Source organism: Streptomyces sp. NPDC001914 (genome assembly GCF_042891215.1).
Classification (GTDB): Bacteria; Actinomycetota; Actinomycetes; order Streptomycetales; family Streptomycetaceae; genus Streptomyces.
Map to the genome: position 1 here is coordinate 148,608 of NZ_JBIASW010000013.1, position 16,694 is coordinate 165,301.

Consider the following 16,694-nt stretch of genomic DNA (forward strand, 5'->3'; position numbering starts at 1 on the left):
CCGACATCTGAACCGACTCGCACGGGGGTGTGACCGCATGGCCGCAGGAGGCTTCTGCAGACTGCCGAACGGCAGCGTCGTCGTGGCGCTGAACCTGCCCAGCCCGGCAGGTCCGGCGGGCGGCTGCGTGCGTTTCCTGGTCGTCGCGCCGAACCGCGCCCGCGCCCTGACCAGGCTGCGCAACCTCGGCCTGCGTGCCGTCTACCTGCGGGGCAACACGGCCCCGCCGACCCCCGACGAGATCACGGCGGTCCTGCACCACCCGGACGGGCTCATATGGCGCACGGCTCCCGAGAGCGGCTGCACCGAGCTCACCCAGGAGCTGTGGCACCCGGTCAGGACCCTGCTCAGACGCCCGGCACCCCAGCCGTGACCTGCGCGGACGCGGTGGATGCGGTGGATGGGGCGGATTCGGTGGACGCCGACCAGGACACGCTCCGTCGCATCACGCTGCCCACTCCGTGACGGGTCCGGACCACGGACGGCCGGGCCCCGCGCCACGGCGGCCCGCGTGGGGCGAGCTCAGGCTCAAGCCGACGGCCCCGCTCAGGGCACCGGCCCCGCTCAGAGCATCGGCCGGGTTCAGACCACCGGCCCCGCTCTGGGCGCCGGCCCCGCTCAGGGCACCGGCCGTGTCCAGACCACCGGCCCCGCTCAGGGCACCGGCCCCGCTCAGAGCATCGGCCGGGTCCAGACCACCGGCCCGGCTCAGGGCATCGGCCCCGCTCAGGGCACCGGCCGGGTTCAGACCACCGGCCCGGCTCAGGGCACCGGCTGGGTTCAGGCCACCGGCCACGCTCAGAGCACAGGCCGGGTTCAGACCACCGGCTTGCCCGTGAGTTCGACTCCGGCGGTGCGCATCTCCTCCAGCGCCCGCTCGGTCGTCTCCTCCGCCACTCCGGCCGTCAGGTCCAGCAGGACGGTCGTGCGGAAGCCCTGCCGTACCGCGTCCAGGGCGGTGGCCTTCACGCAGTGGTCGGTCGCGATGCCGACCACGTCCACCTCGCCGATCCCGCGGGCGCGCAGCCAGTCGCCCAGCGGCAGCCCGTTCTCGTCGGCGCCCTCGAAGCCGCTGTACGCGGCCGCGTACGCGCCCTTGTCGAAGACCGCGTCGATCGCGCCGGAGGCGACGGCCGGGGCGAAGTTCGGGTGGAAGCCCACTCCCTCGGTGCCCGCCACGCAGTGCGCGGGCCAGGAGTGCACGTAGTCGGGGTTGTCGGCGAAGTGGCCCCCGGGAGCGATGTGCAGGTCGCGGGTGGCGACCACGTGCCGGTAGCCGGCGGGGGCCTGCCCGATCAGCTCCGTGACGGCGGCGGCCACGTCGGCGCCGCCGGCCACGGCGAGGCTGCCTCCCTCGCAGAAGTCGTTCTGCACGTCTACGACGATCAAGGCGCGGCGCATGGGCTGAGTCCTTCGGCTATGGGGGGCGGCAGACAAGGGTGCGGGCCCGGCCGTTGAACTTCCGAGCCTAGAGAATTCCGGGGTGGTGCGGGAGGGGGCATTCGGCTTCCGCGGCCCGCACGGGCACGCTGCCGTTGCATTCCCGCTCACCGAGGGTTCATGCGCGGTGCCACCCCGGTCACGACCGCACCACCCGTCCCGGGCGTCTCAGATGTATTCGGTGGGGATCACGGGCTCGCCCCGCGAGAGCTGGGTGGCCGACAGCGGCAGCCGGGCGCGGGCCGCGGCGTGCCGGTCGCGCACGACGTCGAGCGGCTCGCGGAACAGGACCTGTCCGCCCTTGACCAGCTGGACCAGGAGCTGCCGGTCGGCCAGCTCGGCGGGCACGGGTCCGACGCCGATCACCTCGGCCTCCGCGACCCCCTGCCCGTCCAGGCGCCGCGCGGCCCACTTGCGGCCGCCGATCGAGGTCTTGCCGCCCGTGGACTTCTTCGCCACCGGCTCCAGAGGCGCCTCCGGGTCGGCCGACTCCGCTCGGGCGACCAGTTTGTAGACCATCGAGCACGTCGGATGGCCGGATCCCGTCACGAGCTGGGTGCCGACGCCGTACGCGTCCACGGGTGCCGCGGCGAGCGAGGCGATGGCGTACTCGTCGAGGTCGGAGGTCACGACGATCTTCGTCTCGGTCGCGCCCAGCTCGTCGAGCTGCCGGCGCACCCGGTGGGCGACGAGCAGCAGGTCACCGGAGTCGATGCGCACCGCGCCGAGGCCGGTCCCGGCGACCTCGACGGCCGTGCGGACGGCCTCGGCGACGTCGTAGGTGTCCACGAGCAGGGTGGTGCCGCGGCCCAGCGAGTCCACCTGGGCCCGGAAGGCGTCCCGCTCCTTGTCGTGCAGCAGGGTGAAGGCGTGCGCGGAGGTGCCCACGGTCGGGATGCCGTAGCGGAAACCGGCGGCCAGGTCGGAGGTGCTGGTGAACCCGCCGACGTACGCGGCGCGCGAGGCGGCCACCGCGGCCAGCTCGTGGGTGCGCCGGGCGCCCATCTCGATCAGCGGCCGGGTGCCGGCGGCGGAGGACATGCGCGATGCGGCCGCCGCGATGGCGGAGTCGTGGTTGAGGATCGAGAGGATCACCGTCTCCAGGAGCACGCACTCGGCGAAGCTGCCCTCGACCCGCAGGAGGGGCGAGCCGGGGAAGTACGCCTCGCCCTCGGGGTAGCCCCAGATGCCCCCGCCGAAGCGGTAGGAGGCGAGCCACTCCAGCGTCGGCTCGTCCACGATCCCGCGCTCACGCAGGAACCCGATGACGTCCGGGTCGAACCGGAAGTTCTCGACGGCGTCCAGGACGCGTCCGGTGCCGGCGACGACTCCGTAGCGCCGGCTTTCGGGCAGCCGCCGGGTGAAGACCTCGAAGACCGAGCGCCGCTCGGCGGTCCCGGCCGCGAGCGCGGCCTGCAGCATCGTCAGCTCGTACTGGTCAGTGAAGAGCGCCGTAGAGGGAACAGCCACCGGCAGCCCAAGGTCCGCTGTGTTCATGGCAGGGATCGTACCCCCATTTCGTCAGTCTGACGATTTCTGTCGGGGGCGGAGTTTCCCGGGGCGTCCGAACCCCGGTTCCCGAGGTCGTTTATGCGGCTGCCCCCCTGGGGTGGGAGCATGGGCGATGTGACGGCTCCCGCACCTCTAGAGATCGAGAAGACCGAGTCGGCGGAGGAGGTCTTCGCCGTACCCGAGCCGGACGTCCCCTGGGTCACGATCGTCCACAACGACCCGGTCAACCTCATGAGCTACGTGACGTATGTCTTCCAGACGTACTTCGGCTACTCCAAGGACAAGGCCACCAAGCTGATGATGGACGTCCACCACAAGGGCCGGGCCGTCGTCTCCAGCGGCACGCGCGAGGAGATGGAGCGCGACGTGCAGGCCATGCACGGCTACGGTCTGTGGGCCACCCTTCAGCAGGACCGGAAGTAGCCGGCCCCCTGTCAACCGACCGCCCGCAGGACCGGAAGTAGCGAACTCACTCCATGCCCGGACAATTCGAACCGCTCCCCGGCGGCGGCGCGGCCGTCGCGCTCGACGAGGTCGAGATCTCCATCATCCGCTCCCTCGCCGTCCAGCTCCTGGAGCTCATCGGTCCCGGCCCCGCCGAGAACGCCTCCGCCGACCCGCTGGCCGAGCTGTTCGCCGAGGGCCCGAGCGAGCCGCCGAGCGACCCGGTGCTCAAGCGCCTGTTCCCCGACGCCTACAGCGGCCCCGGCGTCGAGGCCGGCACGCCCGAGCAGGCCGAGGAGCAGCGGGCCCACTCCTCGGAGTTCCGCCGCTTCACCGAGAACGACCTGCGCGCGGGCAAGCGCGAGAACGCCCTCGCGGTGGTCCGCTCGCTGGACGCGCTGACGCCCGGCGGCGACGGCGGAGCGGTCCTGGAACTGACCGCCGCGGAGTCCGAGCAGTGGCTGCGCGCCCTGAACGACCTGCGGCTCGCCATCGGTTCGCGGCTCGACGTCGTGGACGAGGAGGACACCGAACTCCTCTACCGCCTCCCCGACGAGGACCCGCGCAAGCCGATGGTGATGGCCTATCTCTGGCTCGGCGGTCTCCAGGAGACCCTGGTCGCCACCCTTATGTCCTGATCCATATCGGTATGTCGCAGGGCACGCCGGCCTGAGTGTTCGCTCAGAGGACGCTCAAATCCGAATAACGATCACGTCACCGTAACCGCGCCCTTTGGGGCGCGGTTCGACGTTTTGTCCGGTTCTTCCTGTGGTCTGCGCGACATCAGCCTCAACCGATCAACGCCGCCGCCGTGATAAATCTTCACGACCGCCCGGCAGGACACCACCCACGTCCCGCCGGGTGCGCCACCGAGCCGGCGGATCGCCGGCCAGGCACAAGCTCCACCTGTCCGGGGGGATCGGAAGCCGATGCGAAGCCGAGGTACTGGCTCGTTCCGGTATGGAGAAAGGCGCACCAGACATGACCTCATCGCAGGTCGGCAAGCAGTACGACGGCAGTGAGGCCGTGGGCGGCGACGCCCCCGAAGAGGGGTACGAGCGCGGGCTCGGCAGCCGTCAGGTCCAGATGATCGCGATCGGCGGCGCCATCGGCGTCGGCCTCTTCCTCAACGCCGGGGCGAACATCGCCAAGGCCGGCCCCAGCCTCATCGTGATGTACGCCCTCGCGGGCGTGATCATCTTCTTCATCATGCGGGCGCTCGGCGAGCTCCTGCTCTACCGCCCCGTCTCGGGCTCCTTCGCGGAGTACTCCCGCGAGTTCCTCGGCCCGTTCTTCGGCTACTTCACGGCCTGGACGTACTGGCTGATGTGGGTGGTCACCGGCATGGCCGAGCTCACGGCCGCCGCCATCTACATCCACTACTGGTTCCCGTCGATCCACCAATGGGTGTCGGCGCTGGTCTTCCTGGTCGTCCTCTTCGTGGCCAACCTGATCTCGGTGAAGGTCTTCGGCGAGATCGAGTTCTGGGCCTCGATGGTCAAGGTCACCGCCCTGATCGGCATGATCGTCATCGGTATCGGCGTCCTGACCTTCGGCTTCAGCTCCGCCGGTGACACCGCCTCCGTCAGCAACCTCTGGCAGTTCGACGGCTTCTTCCCCAACGGCATCGGCTCGTCCCTGATGACCCTCCAGGGCGTCATGTTCGCCTACCTCGCCGTCGAGCTCGTCGGCGTCACCGCGGGCGAGTCAGAGAACCCCGAGAAGACCCTCCCGAAGGCCATCAACACCCTCCCGTGGCGCATCGCCCTCTTCTACGTCGGCGCCCTCACGGTCATCCTCTGCGTCGTGAAGTGGACCGAGTTCGTGCCGGGGGTCAGCCCCTTCGTGAAGGCGTTCGCCGTGATCGGCATCCCGGCCGGCGCCGGCATCGTCAACTTCGTGGTGCTCACCGCCGCCCTGTCCTCCTGCAACTCGGGCATGTACTCCACGGGCCGCATGCTGCGGAACCTCGCCGACAACGGTGAGGCCCCGACCGCCTTCAGCAAGCTGTCCGCCACGAAGACCCCGGCCCTCGGCATCACGGTCTCCGTCCTCTTCATGGGCATCGGCGTCGTCCTGAACTACGTCGTCCCGGAGAAGGCGTTCGGCTACGTCACCTCGATCGCCACCGGCGCCGGCATCTGGACCTGGCTGATGATCCTCGTCAGCCACATCCTCTACCGCCGCGCGGTCGACGCCGGCCGGCTGCCGGCCTCGTCCTTCCCCGCTCCCGGCGGCGCGAAGTGCAGCTACGTCGCGGTCGCGTTCCTCCTCTTCGTCACCGGCCTGATCGCCTACGACGCCGACTCCCGCATCTCCCTGTACGTCATGGCCGTCTGGGCCGCCGTCCTGGCCGCCGGCTGGGCGATCCTCAAGGCGCGCAACCCCCAGGTCACCGAACGCCGCGAGCCGGAGCTCGAGAAGATCGGCTGACCGCCACCACGGACGCCCGGCCCACCCGGGCCACCGCTCAGGACGTCCGGCATACGGGCCGTCCCGTACCACGCCTCGGTACGGGACGGCCCTTCTGTCTATCCTGACCAGCATGCTGACCATCACCGAGGCCCTGTTCGACCAGATCGTCGCCCACGCGCGCCAGGACCACCCCGACGAGGCGTGCGGCGTCGTCGCGGGCCCCGCCGGCACCGGCCGCCCCGAGCGCTTCATCCCCATGCTCAACGCGGCCCGCTCGCCCACGTTCTACGAGTTCGACTCCGGCGACCTGCTCAAGCTCTACCGCGAGATGGACGACCGCGACGAGGAGCCCGTCGTCATCTACCACTCGCACACCGCGACCGAGGCCTACCCCTCCCGCACCGACCTCGCCTACGCCAACGAGCCCGGCGCGCACTACGTCCTGGTCTCCACCGCGGACACCGACGACGCCGGCCCGTTCCAGTTCCGCTCCTACCGGATCGTGGACGGCGAGGTCACGGAGGAGGAGGTCAAGGTCGTGGAGAGCTACTGATCTCACGCCTCGACCCAAAAGCGTCCGGAATGCGAGATCACACTCCGGGGCCGGTACCGGGAATCGATACGATGAGCCCATGGTTCTGAACGACGTGAGCGACAAGACGCCGGGCATGCTGCTCGTGGCGCGCCTGCACGTCGACCTCTGCAGGCTGCAGAGCGCCATCTGTACGCACTGACCTGCCGCCGTACGGCCGGAGAGCCGCGGCCCCGCAACCGGCGTACCCCTAGTCCTGCCCGCGCTGCCATGCCGCGCGTCGTCCGAGCCGACTTTCTTCCGACAGGAGCCCGCAACCATGGCCATCGAGGTCCGCATCCCCACCATCCTCCGCACCTACACGAACGGCGAGAAGGCCGTCGAGGGCGGCGGGGCGACCCTTGCCGAGCTGTTCACCGACCTCGACACCCGTCACGCGGGCATCCGGGCCCGGATCGTGGACGGCGGCGAGCTGCGCCGCTTCGTCAACGTCTACCTCAACGACGAGGACGTCCGCTTCCTCGACGGCATCAACACCAAGCTGACCGACGGCGACAACGTCACCATCCTGCCGGCCGTCGCCGGCGGCATGGCCTGATCGGACACGGGTCTCGATGCGCTACGACTCCCCGCTCGCCGCGGTGGGCAACACCCCTCTGGTGCGCCTGCCGCGGCTGTCGCCGTCCGCGGACGTCCGTATCTGGGCGAAGCTGGAGGACCGCAACCCGACCGGTTCCGTCAAGGACCGGCCGGCCCTCCACATGATCGAGCAGGCGGAGAAGGACGGCCGTCTGACGCCGGGCTGCACGATCCTGGAGCCCACCAGCGGCAACACCGGCATCTCCCTGGCCATGGCGGCGAAGCTCAAGGGCTACCGCATGGTCTGCGTGATGCCCGAGAACACCTCGCAGGAACGCCGTGACCTGCTCGGCATGTGGGGAGCGGAGATCATCCCCAGCCCGGCCGCCGGCGGCTCCAACACCGCCGTGCGCGTCGCCAAGGAACTCTCCGCCGAGCACCCGGACTGGGTGATGCTCTACCAGTACGGCAACCCGGACAACGCCGGCTCCCACTACGCCACGACGGGCCCGGAGATCCTCGCCGACCTCCCGTCCATCACCCACTTCGTGGCGGGCCTCGGCACCACCGGCACCCTCATGGGCGTCGGCCGCTACCTGCGCGAGCACAAGCCGGGCGTCAAGATCGTCGCCGCGGAGCCGCGCTACGACGACCTGGTCTACGGCCTCAGGAACCTGGACGAGGGCTTCGTACCGGAGCTGTACGACGCCTCCGTCCTCACCACCCGCTTCTCCGTCGGCTCGGCCGACGCGGTCACCCGCACCCGGGAACTCCTCCAGCAGGAGGGCATCTTCGCCGGCGTCTCCACCGGAGCAGCGCTGCACGCCGCGATCGGCGTCGGCAACAAGGCCGTCAAGGCCGGAGAGCCGGCCGACATCGCCTTCGTGGTCGCGGACGGCGGCTGGAAGTACCTGTCGACGGGCGTCTACACGGCGGCGACGACGGAAGAGGCCATCGAGACACTGCAGGGCCAGCTCTGGGCGTAGCCACGGACCGGATTCACCGAGGGGCGCGCGAACCGGCCGACGGTTCCCGCGCCCCTCGCCGTTTCCGCGAGACGCTTGCCGTCCACAGGGTGCTTGCCGTTCCGTAAGGCGTTCGCTGTTCCGTGAGGTGCCCGCTGTTCCGTAAGGCGTTCGCTGTTTCGCGAGGTGCCCGCTGTTCTGCGAGGCGTTTGCTGTTCCGCGAGGTGCCCGATCACTGTTCCGCGAAGTGCTCGCTGCTCCGTGAGGCTCGCCGTTCTGCAAGGCGTTCGCCGTTCCGCGAGGGGTCTGCCGTTTCGCGAGCCGTTCGCCGTTTCCGCGCGGCCGCCGGAGTGGCTCAGCTCGCCAGATAGCGGACCTGGTCCCACAGGACCGGGTCGACCACGCCCACCCGGCGCCGGAAGTCGCCCACCGGCACCTCCCGCAGTTCGTCCGTCTCCAGGAAACTCGGCCGCCCCTGGGCATCCCCCACGGCACCCGGAGGCAGCGGGATCACCCCGGGCCGCTCGTCGTGGTACTTGCTGGTGATCTTCGCGACGGTCACCCGCTTGCCGCGCACCACCAGCACCAGACACGGCCGGTCCTTGGCCCCCGGCCCGTCCTCGTAGGGGACGTTCGCCCACCAGATCTCCGCCGCCCGCGGCAGCGGCCCGCCGCGCCGCGTCCCGCCCCGGCGAGGCCCCCGGCCCGGCGGACGCGTCCGCCCGGCCGGCCGGCGCCCGCGGCGCCCCCAGCCGTCCACCAGCGTCGCGACCAGCGCGAGCAGAACCACCGCCGCCAACGCGAGCCACCAGGACGTGTCCACAGCAAAGAAGGTACCGGCGCTCTCGCGCCCCCGCCCGCCCTGCGACGACACCCGCCGCCGGGGGAGGGGTGTGCGAACTGATCCAAACGCCACCCCTCACGTCCATCCGAACCGGTGACAGCACAGGTGAGTTCGCCCACAACAGCCCCTGGCGGAGGAGCGACCAACCCTTTTGCGCCTTACGCTCGACGGACCGCACGACCCCCGTCCTCCCCCTTTCCAGTAGTCACCCGCCAGCGGAGGTTTCTGCTTTATGAAGCTCACCGTCGTCGGCTGCTCGGGGTCGTTCCCGTCCGCGGAATCGGCCTGCTCGAGCTACCTCGTCGAGGCCGACGGCTTCCGGCTGCTTCTCGACATGGGCAACGGTGCCCTGGGCGAGCTGCAGCGCCACTGCGGTCTCTACGACCTCGACGCGATCTTCCTGAGCCATCTGCACGCCGACCACTGCATCGACATGTGCGCCTACTTCGTCGCGCGCTACTACCGGCACGACGGCGGCCGCTGCGCCCCGCTCCCGGTCTACGGCCCCGAGGGCACCGAGCACCGCCTCACCACGGCCTACGCCGACACCCCGACCGCCTCCTCCATGAGCGAGGTCTTCGACTTCCACACGGTCAAGCCGTCCACGTTCGAGATCGGCCCCTTCACCGTGCACACCGAACGGGTGGCGCACCCGGTGGAGGCGTACGGCATCCGGGTGGAGCACGGCGGACGGTCGTTGACGTACTCCGGCGACACCGGAGTGACCGGGACCCTGGACGAACTCGCCCGCGACACGGACCTGTTCCTGTGCGAGGCCGCGTTCACCCACGGCAAGGAGAACATCCCCGGCCTCCACCTCAACGGCCTGGAGGCCGGCGAGACCGCGGCCCGGGCGGGCGCCCGCCGCCTCGTCCTCACCCACATCCCCCCGTGGACGGACGCCGCCACCAACCTGACGGACGCCCGCGCGGCGTACCCCGGCCCGGTGGACCTGGCGGTTCCGGGGGCCATGTACGAGATCTGACGTCCAACGCGTGCGCGAAGGCCCCCGGAACCAGACGGTTCCGGGGGCCTTCGGCCGTAGCGGGACGGCTCACGCCTTGGTGAGGTCCTCGATCTCCTCCTCGGGCTCACGGCCCGGGGTGGCGAGGTTGAACTTGACGATCGCGAAGCGGAAGACCACGTAGTAGATCGCTGCGAACACCAGGCCGATCGGGATGATCAGCCAGGGCTTGGTGGCCAGGTTCCAGTTCAGGACGTAGTCGATCGCGCCGGCCGAGAAGCTGAAGCCGTGGTGCACGCCCAGGGCCCAGGTGACGGCCATCGACAGGGCGGTCAGGACGGCGTGGATCACGTACAGGACCGGCGCGATGAACATGAACGCGAACTCGATCGGCTCGGTGATGCCCGTGACGAACGAGGTGAGCGCGAGGGACATCATCATGCCGCCGACGACCTTGCGGCGCTCGGGGCGGGCGGTGTGCGTGATCGCCAGGGCGGCGGCCGGCAGCGCGAACATCATGATGGGGAAGAAACCGGTCATGAACTGACCGGCGGTCGGGTCGCCGTGGAAGAAGCGGGGCAGGTCGCCGTGCCACAGGGCACCCGACGCGTCCTTGTAGGAGCCGATCTCCTGCCAGGCCACCGTGTTGACGAACTGGTGCATGCCGACCGGGAGAAGCGCGCGGTTGATCGCACCGAAGATGCCCGCGCCGACGGCGCCGAGACCGGTCATCCACTCACCGAAGTTGGTGATGACGTCGCCGATGGGCTCCCAGACCAGGCCGAAGAAGACGCCGACGGCGGTACCGATGAAGGCCATCAGGATCGGGACCAGGCGACGGCCGTTGAAGAAGCCGAGCCAGTCGGGCAGCTTGGTGCGGTGGAACCGCTGCCAGGTGACGGCGGCTATCAGGCCCATGACGATGCCGCCGAGGACCTTCGGGTCGTTGTACGTGGCGGCGACGTCCGCGCCCTTGGTCACCTTGGCCTCGGTGATGGGGAACGCGGTCAGCACGTTCTTGTAGACCAGGAAGCCGACCAGCGCGGCCAGTGCCGTGGAGCCGTCGGCCTTCTTGGCGAAGCCGATGGCGATGCCGACGCAGAACAGCAACGGCAGGTTGCTGAACACCGCGTCGCCGGCCGTGGCGAACACGGAGGCGACCTTGTTCCAGCCGAGGCCGTCCTTGCCGAACACGTCCGGCTGGCCGAGGCGGAGCAGGATGCCCGCCGCCGGAAGTACGGCGATCGGCAGCTGCAGGCTGCGGCCGACCTTCTGCAGGCCCTGGAACAGGCCGGATCCCCGCTTCTTCGCGGGTGCCGCCGAGACGGTGGCGGTGCTCATAGTTCCTCCATGCGCTGGGCGCTGCCGGGGGACGGGAAGGTACGACAGAGGTCGGCAGCGACCATGTGGTCTACACCACCAGTGGTGTAGACCTGTTTCTAGCATGGTGAAGGCCGGATGAGGAAGGTCCGAATTTTGTGGCCTCGGCCATAACGGGAATAACTGGTTCCGTTCATGCCGAAGGCCCCCGGACCGGCAGGTCGGGGGGCCTTCGACGTGAAAGAGGAACGCGGGGGCGGGCCGGTGTCGGCGCGGAGTGCTATGCCTTCGTGGTGTCCTCGACCTCCTCCTCCGGCTCCCGCCCCGGAGTCTTCAGATCGAACTTCGTGATCGCGAACCGGAAGATCACGTAGTACACCGCGGCGAAGCACAGCCCGATCGGAATGATCAGCCACGGCTTCGTCGCCAGGTTCCAGTTGATGACGTAGTCGATCAGACCCGCGGAGAAGCTGAAGCCGTCGTGCACACCGAGCCCCCAGCTCACCGCCATCGACACACCGGTCAGCACCGCGTGCACCGCGTACAGCAGCGGCGCGATGAACAGGAACGAGTACTCGATCGGCTCGGTGATCCCGGTGACGAACGACGTCAGCGCCACCGACAGCATCAGACCCCCCACCTCCTTGCGCCGGTGCGGCTTCGCGGTGTGCGTCATCGCGAGCGCCGCCGCCGGCAGCGCGAACATCATGATCGGGAAGAAGCCCGTCAGGAACTGCCCCGCGTTCGGGTCGCCCGCCAGGAACATGTTGATGTCGCCGTGCACGACCTGACCGTCGGGCTTGGTGTAACTGCCGAACTGGAACCAGATGGGCACGTTCAGGAACTGGTGCAGACCGATCACCAGCAACGCCCGGTTGGCCAGGCCGAACACACCCGAACCCCAGGCCCCCAGCCCCACCAGCCAGTCGCTGAAGTTCTCCAGCGCGTCACCGATCGGCGGCCACACCCACAGGCACAGCGAGGCGAACGCGATGGACACGAACGCCATGATGATCGGCACCAGACGCCGCCCGTTGAAGAAGCCGAGCCAGTCCACCAGCTTCGTACGGTGGTAGCGCTGCCAGAAGTACGCCGACAGCAGCCCGATGACGATGCCGCCGAACACCCCGGGATTCTGGTACGTGAACTCGACGACCGAGTTGTCCTCCAGCTGGCAGCCCAGCTTGATCTTGGTGCTCCCGCCCGGACAGGTCTCCGGGAACGCCCGCAGCACGTTGTAGTAGACGAGGAAGCCCACGACCGCCGCCAGCGCCGTCGAGCCGTCCGCCTTCTTCGCCATGCCGATGGCCACGCCGACGCAGAACAGCATCGGCAGCCCGAGATTGCCGTCCAGCAGGGCACCGCCCGCCGCGCCGATCACCTTGGACAGGTTGTCCCAGCCGAGCCCGTCCGCACCGAACACGTCCGGCTGGCCGAGCCGGTTGAGGATGCCCGCCGCCGGCAGCACCGCGATCGGCAGCTGCAGGCTGCGGCCCATCTTCTGGAGCCCCTGGAAAGCCTTGTGCCAGCGGGCCCGCGCTGGCGATACGTCACTTACGGCACTCATCGGCGTCCTCCGGGCGGGCCGGTTTGGCGACTGCCCGCCCACTGGTGTAGACCAGTTGCGACGGGTCGCTCTGTCGTGATCGCCATCCTTCGGCACCTACGACATGACCGCTCGCGAAGATGGGCCAACTGTGGGTTACTGCGACAAAGCGGTTCAGATCAGGGAGTAGGACATGGCCACCAAGGCTGAGAAGATCGTCGCCGGACTCGGCGGCATCGACAACATCGAAGAGGTCGAAGGCTGCATCACCCGCCTGCGCACCGAGGTGCACGACGCCTCACTCGTCGACGAGGCCGCCCTGAAGGCCGCCGGCGCCCACGGCGTCGTCAAGATGGGCACCGCCATCCAGGTCGTCATCGGCACCGACGCCGACCCCATCGCCGGCGAGATCGAAGACATGATGTGACCACCGGGACCCACTGAAGCCACCCGGCCGCCGACACGCGCCGCACACCGCTTCAGGAGCCGCACCGGCTCACCCATGAGGGGCTGAATCCGCCACCGGCGGACAGCCCCTCACGCCTGTGCGGATAGGCTCGACACCATGTCTCGAATCGACGGCCGCACCCCCGAACAGCTTCGCCCCATCACCATCCAGCGTGGCTGGAGCAAGCATGCCGAGGGCTCCGTCCTCGTCTCCTTCGGCGACACCAAGGTCTTCTGCACGGCCTCCGTCACCGAAGGCGTCCCGCGCTGGCGCAAGGGCAGCGGCGAGGGCTGGGTCACCGCCGAATACTCCATGCTGCCCCGCGCCACCAACACCCGCGGCGACCGCGAATCCGTCCGCGGCAAGATCGGCGGCCGCACCCACGAGATCAGCCGCCTCATCGGCCGCTCGCTGCGCGCCGTCATCGACTACAAGGCACTCGGCGAGAACACGATCGTCCTCGACTGCGACGTCCTCCAGGCCGACGGTGGCACCCGCACCGCGGCCATCACCGGCGCGTACGTCGCCCTCGCCGACGCCGTCACCTGGGCCCAGGGCAAGAAGCTCGTCAAGCCCGGCCGCAAGCCGCTCACCGGCACGGTCTCCGCGGTCTCCGTCGGCATCGTCGGCGGCGTCCCCCTCCTCGACCTCCGCTACGAGGAGGACGTCAAGGCCGACACCGACATGAACGTCGTGTGCACCGGGGACGGCCGCTTCGTCGAGGTCCAGGGCACCGCCGAGGCCGAACCCTTCGACCGCAAGGAACTCAACGCCCTGCTCGACCTCGCCGTCGCGGGCTGCGACGAACTCGCCGCCATCCAGCGCGCGGTACTCGAAGAGGTCACACAGGCAACCGCTGGTTAACCCTTAGCGTTCTTATGGGTACGGGCGTACGGTCCTGCCGTGCGCCCGCCGGCCCCCTCGGGCGGATCGGGCCGACCGCGCAGCGGACCGGCGCGATGCGGTCGGTGTGGCCGCACCACATCACGCCCACGGGGAGGGACCGTTCCATGGCCGCGCGCCACCGCAATCGTCGTCGTACCGCCGCACTCGCCGTCGTCGCCGCACTCGTCGTCCTGCCGGCGGCAGTCGGCTGCGACGCCGTCAGCAAGGCGCTCGACTGCGTGCAGACCGCCGACTCGATAGCCGACAGCGTCACCGACCTCCAGCAGGCCGTCGAGAACGCCGCGAACGACCCGTCGCAGACCGACGCGTCGCTCAACGCCATCGAGAACAACCTCGACAAGATCGGCGACCAGACCGACAACGCCGACGTCAACAAGGCGGTCGACGAGCTGAACAAGGCCGTCGCGAACGTCCGCACAGCCGTCAAGAACGGCGACGCGACCCCCGACATCACCCCTGTCACGGCCGCAGCAGGCGAACTGACAAAGGTCTGCACGCCGTAGACCCCGGGACCCGGGGCGGGCTGCGGGGTCGGCGGGAACCGGTCCCGGACCGGACTCGGCGATACTGGCGGGCATGACCCGCCTGATCCTCGCCACCCGCAACGCCGGAAAGCTCACCGAGTTGAAGGCGATCCTCGCCGACGCAGGGCTCACTCATGACCTCGTCGGCGCGGACGCCTACCCCGACATCCCCGACGTCAAGGAAACCGGCGTCACCTTCGCCGAGAACGCCCTGCTGAAGGCCCACGCGCTGGCGCAGGCGACCGGACTGCCCGCCGTCGCCGACGACTCGGGCCTGTGCGTCGACGTCCTGAACGGCGCACCCGGCATCTTCTCCGCCCGCTGGGCCGGCCGTCACGGCGACGACCAGGCGAACCTGGACCTGCTCCTCGCCCAGCTCGGCGACATCGACACCCCGCACCGGGGCGCCCACTTCGCGTGCGCGGCGGCCCTGGCCCTGCCCGACGGCACGGAACGCGTGGTGGAAGGCCAACTGCTCGGCACCCTCCGCCACACCCCCGCCGGCACGAACGGCTTCGGCTACGACCCCATCCTCCAGCCCGAGGGCGACACCCGAACCTGCGCGGAACTGACCCCCGCGGAGAAGAACACGATCAGCCACCGAGGCAAGGCGTTCCGCGCCCTGGTACCGGTGGTACGGGAGCTGCTGGGCTGAGTTCGGCTTGGTCGGCATCGCACGCACGAAGGCCCGGCTCACAGACGCTGAGCCGGGCCTTCACTGTGGTGCGCCCGGTCGGATTCGAACCGACAACAGCTGGTTCCTAGGACCAGTCTCTCTGCCAATTGGAGTACAGGCGCGTGTTACCGCGCCTACCTTACTGGGCGGCTGTCGGTGGTGCGATCCCTGTTACGAGGCTCGCCGCCGGCCCCCACGGCACCAGGTGGTGGTGACCGCGTGGCAGTTCGGGCACAGTAGCCGCAGATTCTCGCGCCGGTCGTCGCGCCAGTCCCCGTTGATGTGATCGACCTCCAGGGTCATCGGTCTCCCCAGCCATTCAGAGCCGGTCCCGCACGAGACGCACTCTTCTGGCACGCCGCTTTCGCGGAGTGCTCGCCGCAGTAACGCCGTCCGTGTGCGGCGGTTGCCGCTGTGCTTGACAAGCAGGTCTTCCGGGCGCCTCAGCGGTGTCGTGCCGGGCTTTCCCCGCTGATGCGCCTGCCCCAGGAAGTGTGAGGTGTCGATGCCGTGAGCGGCGGTCAATTGAGTGATCAGCGCTCGCAGTCGCGAGTTGTCCGGGCGTCCCAGAAGCCGGAGCACTCCTGCGATGGAAAGAGACTGGGCGACCACCTGCCGCAACTCGGCCTCGCTGGGGGGACCCTGGGCTCCGCGTCGGCCCATGCGGGGGAAGTGCGAGATGTCGACCTCGAAGTGCGCGAAGCGGCGATAGAGGTGCCGACGGAGATTCCCGTACGGCCGGGTGCCGAAGAAGGCGATGACCTCGTCGATGTTCGAGCACTGAGCGGCGGCTTGTGCCATCCGGTCGCGGGTGTACTGCACCCCGCTGCTCATGAGGCGTTTCCCCTGCCATGCCTCTTGGCGCGACCTCGGTAATTGTCCGTCGCAGAATGGCAGTTGGGGCACAGGAAGCGGAGATTCCCGATGCGGTTGTTGCGCCAATTGCCGTCGATGTGGTCAACCTCCAAGGGGAGCGGGTGACCCAGCCAGACCGCCTCCACGCCACAGTGTGCGCAGCGCTCGGCCATGCCCAGGCTGGTCATCGCCCGTTTGAGCAGGCCACTCGGAATGCGCCGAGCATGACCAGCAGGCTGCTCGACGAGCAAGTTCTCCGCCGTCCGAGGTCGTTTGATCGTCCCGCGCTGGTCCGGCACCTGGAAATGCGAAGTGTCGATGCCGTACGCCTCGACTCGGCGGCTGATGTGCGTGTGGTGCCCGCCGACGACCTCAAGCCCCAGATGGCGGAGCACCTCGCACATGTTCGTAGAGGCCGCAACAGCCGCCGTAAGAACATCCCTCGTCCACCGCACCCCTTCGCGCTCGAAGTGCGTAATGTCCACACCCAGCCTCTTCATGCGCTCCTGCAGGTACCGCCGCGTCGGACTCTTCGGATCCACATCGAGTTTCGTCAATGCCTCCGACAGTGTTCGCGACGTCCGAGCCGCTTCTGCCAAGCGCTCCTTTGTGTACGGACTGGCCGGCATTACCCCCTCCGTCTCCGGTCACGCGTTCGTGACCTCGTACGGGCTAACGAACCGTTTATCGGACGGTTACGCCCTGTGAGGGGGGTGGTGAGGGG

At 69.3% G+C, this 16,694-nt stretch carries 20 protein-coding genes and 1 tRNA gene; 13 read left to right on the forward strand and 8 right to left on the reverse strand.

Features of this window, described 5'->3' with window-relative positions:
* Window positions 1-37 precede the first annotated feature (37 nt).
* Window positions 38-373, forward strand: a complete 336-nt coding sequence (locus tag ACFYYF_RS30760; RefSeq protein WP_361681513.1) for a hypothetical protein — start codon at window positions 38-40, stop codon at window positions 371-373.
* Between the two features lie 443 nt (window positions 374-816).
* Here ACFYYF_RS30760 and ACFYYF_RS30765 read toward each other — a convergent pair whose 3' ends face one another.
* The gene (locus ACFYYF_RS30765) at window positions 817-1,401 is read right to left on the reverse strand and encodes an isochorismatase family protein (protein ID WP_388780767.1); all 585 of its coding nucleotides are present in this window, start codon (window positions 1,399-1,401) and stop codon (window positions 817-819) included.
* A 207-nt stretch (window positions 1,402-1,608) separates the two neighbouring features.
* Entirely contained in the window at window positions 1,609-2,937 is a 1,329-nt protein-coding gene (locus ACFYYF_RS30770; RefSeq protein ID WP_388780768.1) for a nicotinate phosphoribosyltransferase, read from the reverse strand.
* Between the two features lie 120 nt (window positions 2,938-3,057).
* Between ACFYYF_RS30770 and clpS the strand changes: the two genes are divergently transcribed.
* The 7 genes from clpS (at window position 3,058) to ACFYYF_RS30805 (ending at window position 7,908) form a co-directional block, all read left to right on the forward strand.
* Window positions 3,058-3,375, forward strand: coding sequence for an ATP-dependent Clp protease adapter ClpS (gene clpS, locus ACFYYF_RS30775; RefSeq protein ID WP_037619207.1), 318 nt, complete (start codon window positions 3,058-3,060; stop codon window positions 3,373-3,375).
* 53 nt (window positions 3,376-3,428) lie between these two features.
* Window positions 3,429-4,034 carry a DUF2017 domain-containing protein gene (locus ACFYYF_RS30780; protein ID WP_361681521.1) on the forward strand — a complete coding sequence of 202 codons (606 nt, stop codon included), beginning with the start codon at window positions 3,429-3,431 and terminating at the stop codon, window positions 4,032-4,034.
* A 343-nt stretch (window positions 4,035-4,377) separates the two neighbouring features.
* On the forward strand, window positions 4,378-5,829 hold the full coding sequence (locus ACFYYF_RS30785; RefSeq protein ID WP_388780769.1) for an amino acid permease: 1,452 nt from the start codon (window positions 4,378-4,380) through the stop codon (window positions 5,827-5,829).
* A 112-nt stretch (window positions 5,830-5,941) separates the two neighbouring features.
* Window positions 5,942-6,364 (forward strand): M67 family metallopeptidase, encoded by a 423-nt coding sequence (locus ACFYYF_RS30790; protein ID WP_361681527.1) that lies wholly within the window; start codon window positions 5,942-5,944, stop codon window positions 6,362-6,364.
* 79 nt (window positions 6,365-6,443) lie between these two features.
* Window positions 6,444-6,545, forward strand: coding sequence for a putative leader peptide (locus tag ACFYYF_RS30795; RefSeq protein WP_339129578.1), 102 nt, complete (start codon window positions 6,444-6,446; stop codon window positions 6,543-6,545).
* Between the two features lie 117 nt (window positions 6,546-6,662).
* Entirely contained in the window at window positions 6,663-6,941 is a 279-nt protein-coding gene (locus ACFYYF_RS30800) for a MoaD/ThiS family protein (RefSeq protein WP_037619201.1), read from the forward strand.
* A 16-nt stretch (window positions 6,942-6,957) separates the two neighbouring features.
* Window positions 6,958-7,908 carry a PLP-dependent cysteine synthase family protein gene (locus ACFYYF_RS30805; RefSeq protein ID WP_388780770.1) on the forward strand — a complete coding sequence of 317 codons (951 nt, stop codon included), beginning with the start codon at window positions 6,958-6,960 and terminating at the stop codon, window positions 7,906-7,908.
* 334 nt (window positions 7,909-8,242) lie between these two features.
* On the opposite strand, the gene ACFYYF_RS30810 is transcribed toward ACFYYF_RS30805, so the two are convergent.
* On the reverse strand, window positions 8,243-8,710 hold the full coding sequence (locus ACFYYF_RS30810) for a type II toxin-antitoxin system PemK/MazF family toxin (protein WP_361681534.1): 468 nt from the start codon (window positions 8,708-8,710) through the stop codon (window positions 8,243-8,245).
* A 253-nt stretch (window positions 8,711-8,963) separates the two neighbouring features.
* Between ACFYYF_RS30810 and ACFYYF_RS30815 the strand changes: the two genes are divergently transcribed.
* A complete protein-coding gene (locus ACFYYF_RS30815) occupies window positions 8,964-9,716 on the forward strand; it encodes an MBL fold metallo-hydrolase (RefSeq protein ID WP_388780771.1) in 753 nt (250 codons plus the stop codon).
* A 69-nt stretch (window positions 9,717-9,785) separates the two neighbouring features.
* On the opposite strand, the gene ACFYYF_RS30820 is transcribed toward ACFYYF_RS30815, so the two are convergent.
* Together ACFYYF_RS30820 and ACFYYF_RS30825 are read right to left on the reverse strand one after the other, a co-directional pair.
* Window positions 9,786-11,036: a PTS transporter subunit EIIC gene (locus ACFYYF_RS30820; RefSeq protein WP_388780772.1), complete on the reverse strand. Its 1,251-nt coding sequence runs from the start codon at window positions 11,034-11,036 to the stop codon at window positions 9,786-9,788.
* A 259-nt stretch (window positions 11,037-11,295) separates the two neighbouring features.
* Window positions 11,296-12,582, reverse strand: coding sequence for a PTS transporter subunit EIIC (locus ACFYYF_RS30825; RefSeq protein ID WP_365484584.1), 1,287 nt, complete (start codon window positions 12,580-12,582; stop codon window positions 11,296-11,298).
* Between the two features lie 172 nt (window positions 12,583-12,754).
* On the opposite strand from ACFYYF_RS30825, the gene ACFYYF_RS30830 reads away from it, so the two are divergent.
* The 4 genes from ACFYYF_RS30830 (at window position 12,755) to rdgB (ending at window position 15,094) form a co-directional block, all read left to right on the forward strand.
* On the forward strand, window positions 12,755-12,988 hold the full coding sequence (locus ACFYYF_RS30830; RefSeq protein ID WP_069920430.1) for a glucose PTS transporter subunit EIIB: 234 nt from the start codon (window positions 12,755-12,757) through the stop codon (window positions 12,986-12,988).
* Window positions 12,989-13,126: 138 nt separating this feature from the next.
* Complete coding sequence (gene rph, locus ACFYYF_RS30835) at window positions 13,127-13,873, forward strand: ribonuclease PH (protein WP_361681548.1); 747 nt, start codon at window positions 13,127-13,129, stop codon at window positions 13,871-13,873.
* 146 nt (window positions 13,874-14,019) lie between these two features.
* Window positions 14,020-14,418, forward strand: coding sequence for a hypothetical protein (locus tag ACFYYF_RS30840; RefSeq protein WP_361681551.1), 399 nt, complete (start codon window positions 14,020-14,022; stop codon window positions 14,416-14,418).
* Between the two features lie 73 nt (window positions 14,419-14,491).
* Entirely contained in the window at window positions 14,492-15,094 is a 603-nt protein-coding gene (gene rdgB / locus ACFYYF_RS30845; protein ID WP_388780773.1) for an RdgB/HAM1 family non-canonical purine NTP pyrophosphatase, read from the forward strand.
* A gap of 66 nt (window positions 15,095-15,160) precedes the next feature.
* Here rdgB and ACFYYF_RS30850 read toward each other — a convergent pair.
* From ACFYYF_RS30850 to ACFYYF_RS30860, 3 genes are all read right to left on the reverse strand, one after another.
* Window positions 15,161-15,237 (reverse strand) — tRNA-Leu (locus ACFYYF_RS30850).
* A 49-nt stretch (window positions 15,238-15,286) separates the two neighbouring features.
* Window positions 15,287-15,949 carry an HNH endonuclease gene (locus ACFYYF_RS30855; RefSeq protein ID WP_388780774.1) on the reverse strand — a complete coding sequence of 221 codons (663 nt, stop codon included), beginning with the start codon at window positions 15,947-15,949 and terminating at the stop codon, window positions 15,287-15,289.
* Window positions 15,946-16,599, reverse strand: a complete 654-nt coding sequence (locus tag ACFYYF_RS30860; RefSeq protein ID WP_388780775.1) for an HNH endonuclease — start codon at window positions 16,597-16,599, stop codon at window positions 15,946-15,948. The genes ACFYYF_RS30855 and ACFYYF_RS30860 overlap by 4 nt, the downstream gene beginning before the upstream one ends.
* Window positions 16,600-16,694 lie beyond the last annotated feature (95 nt).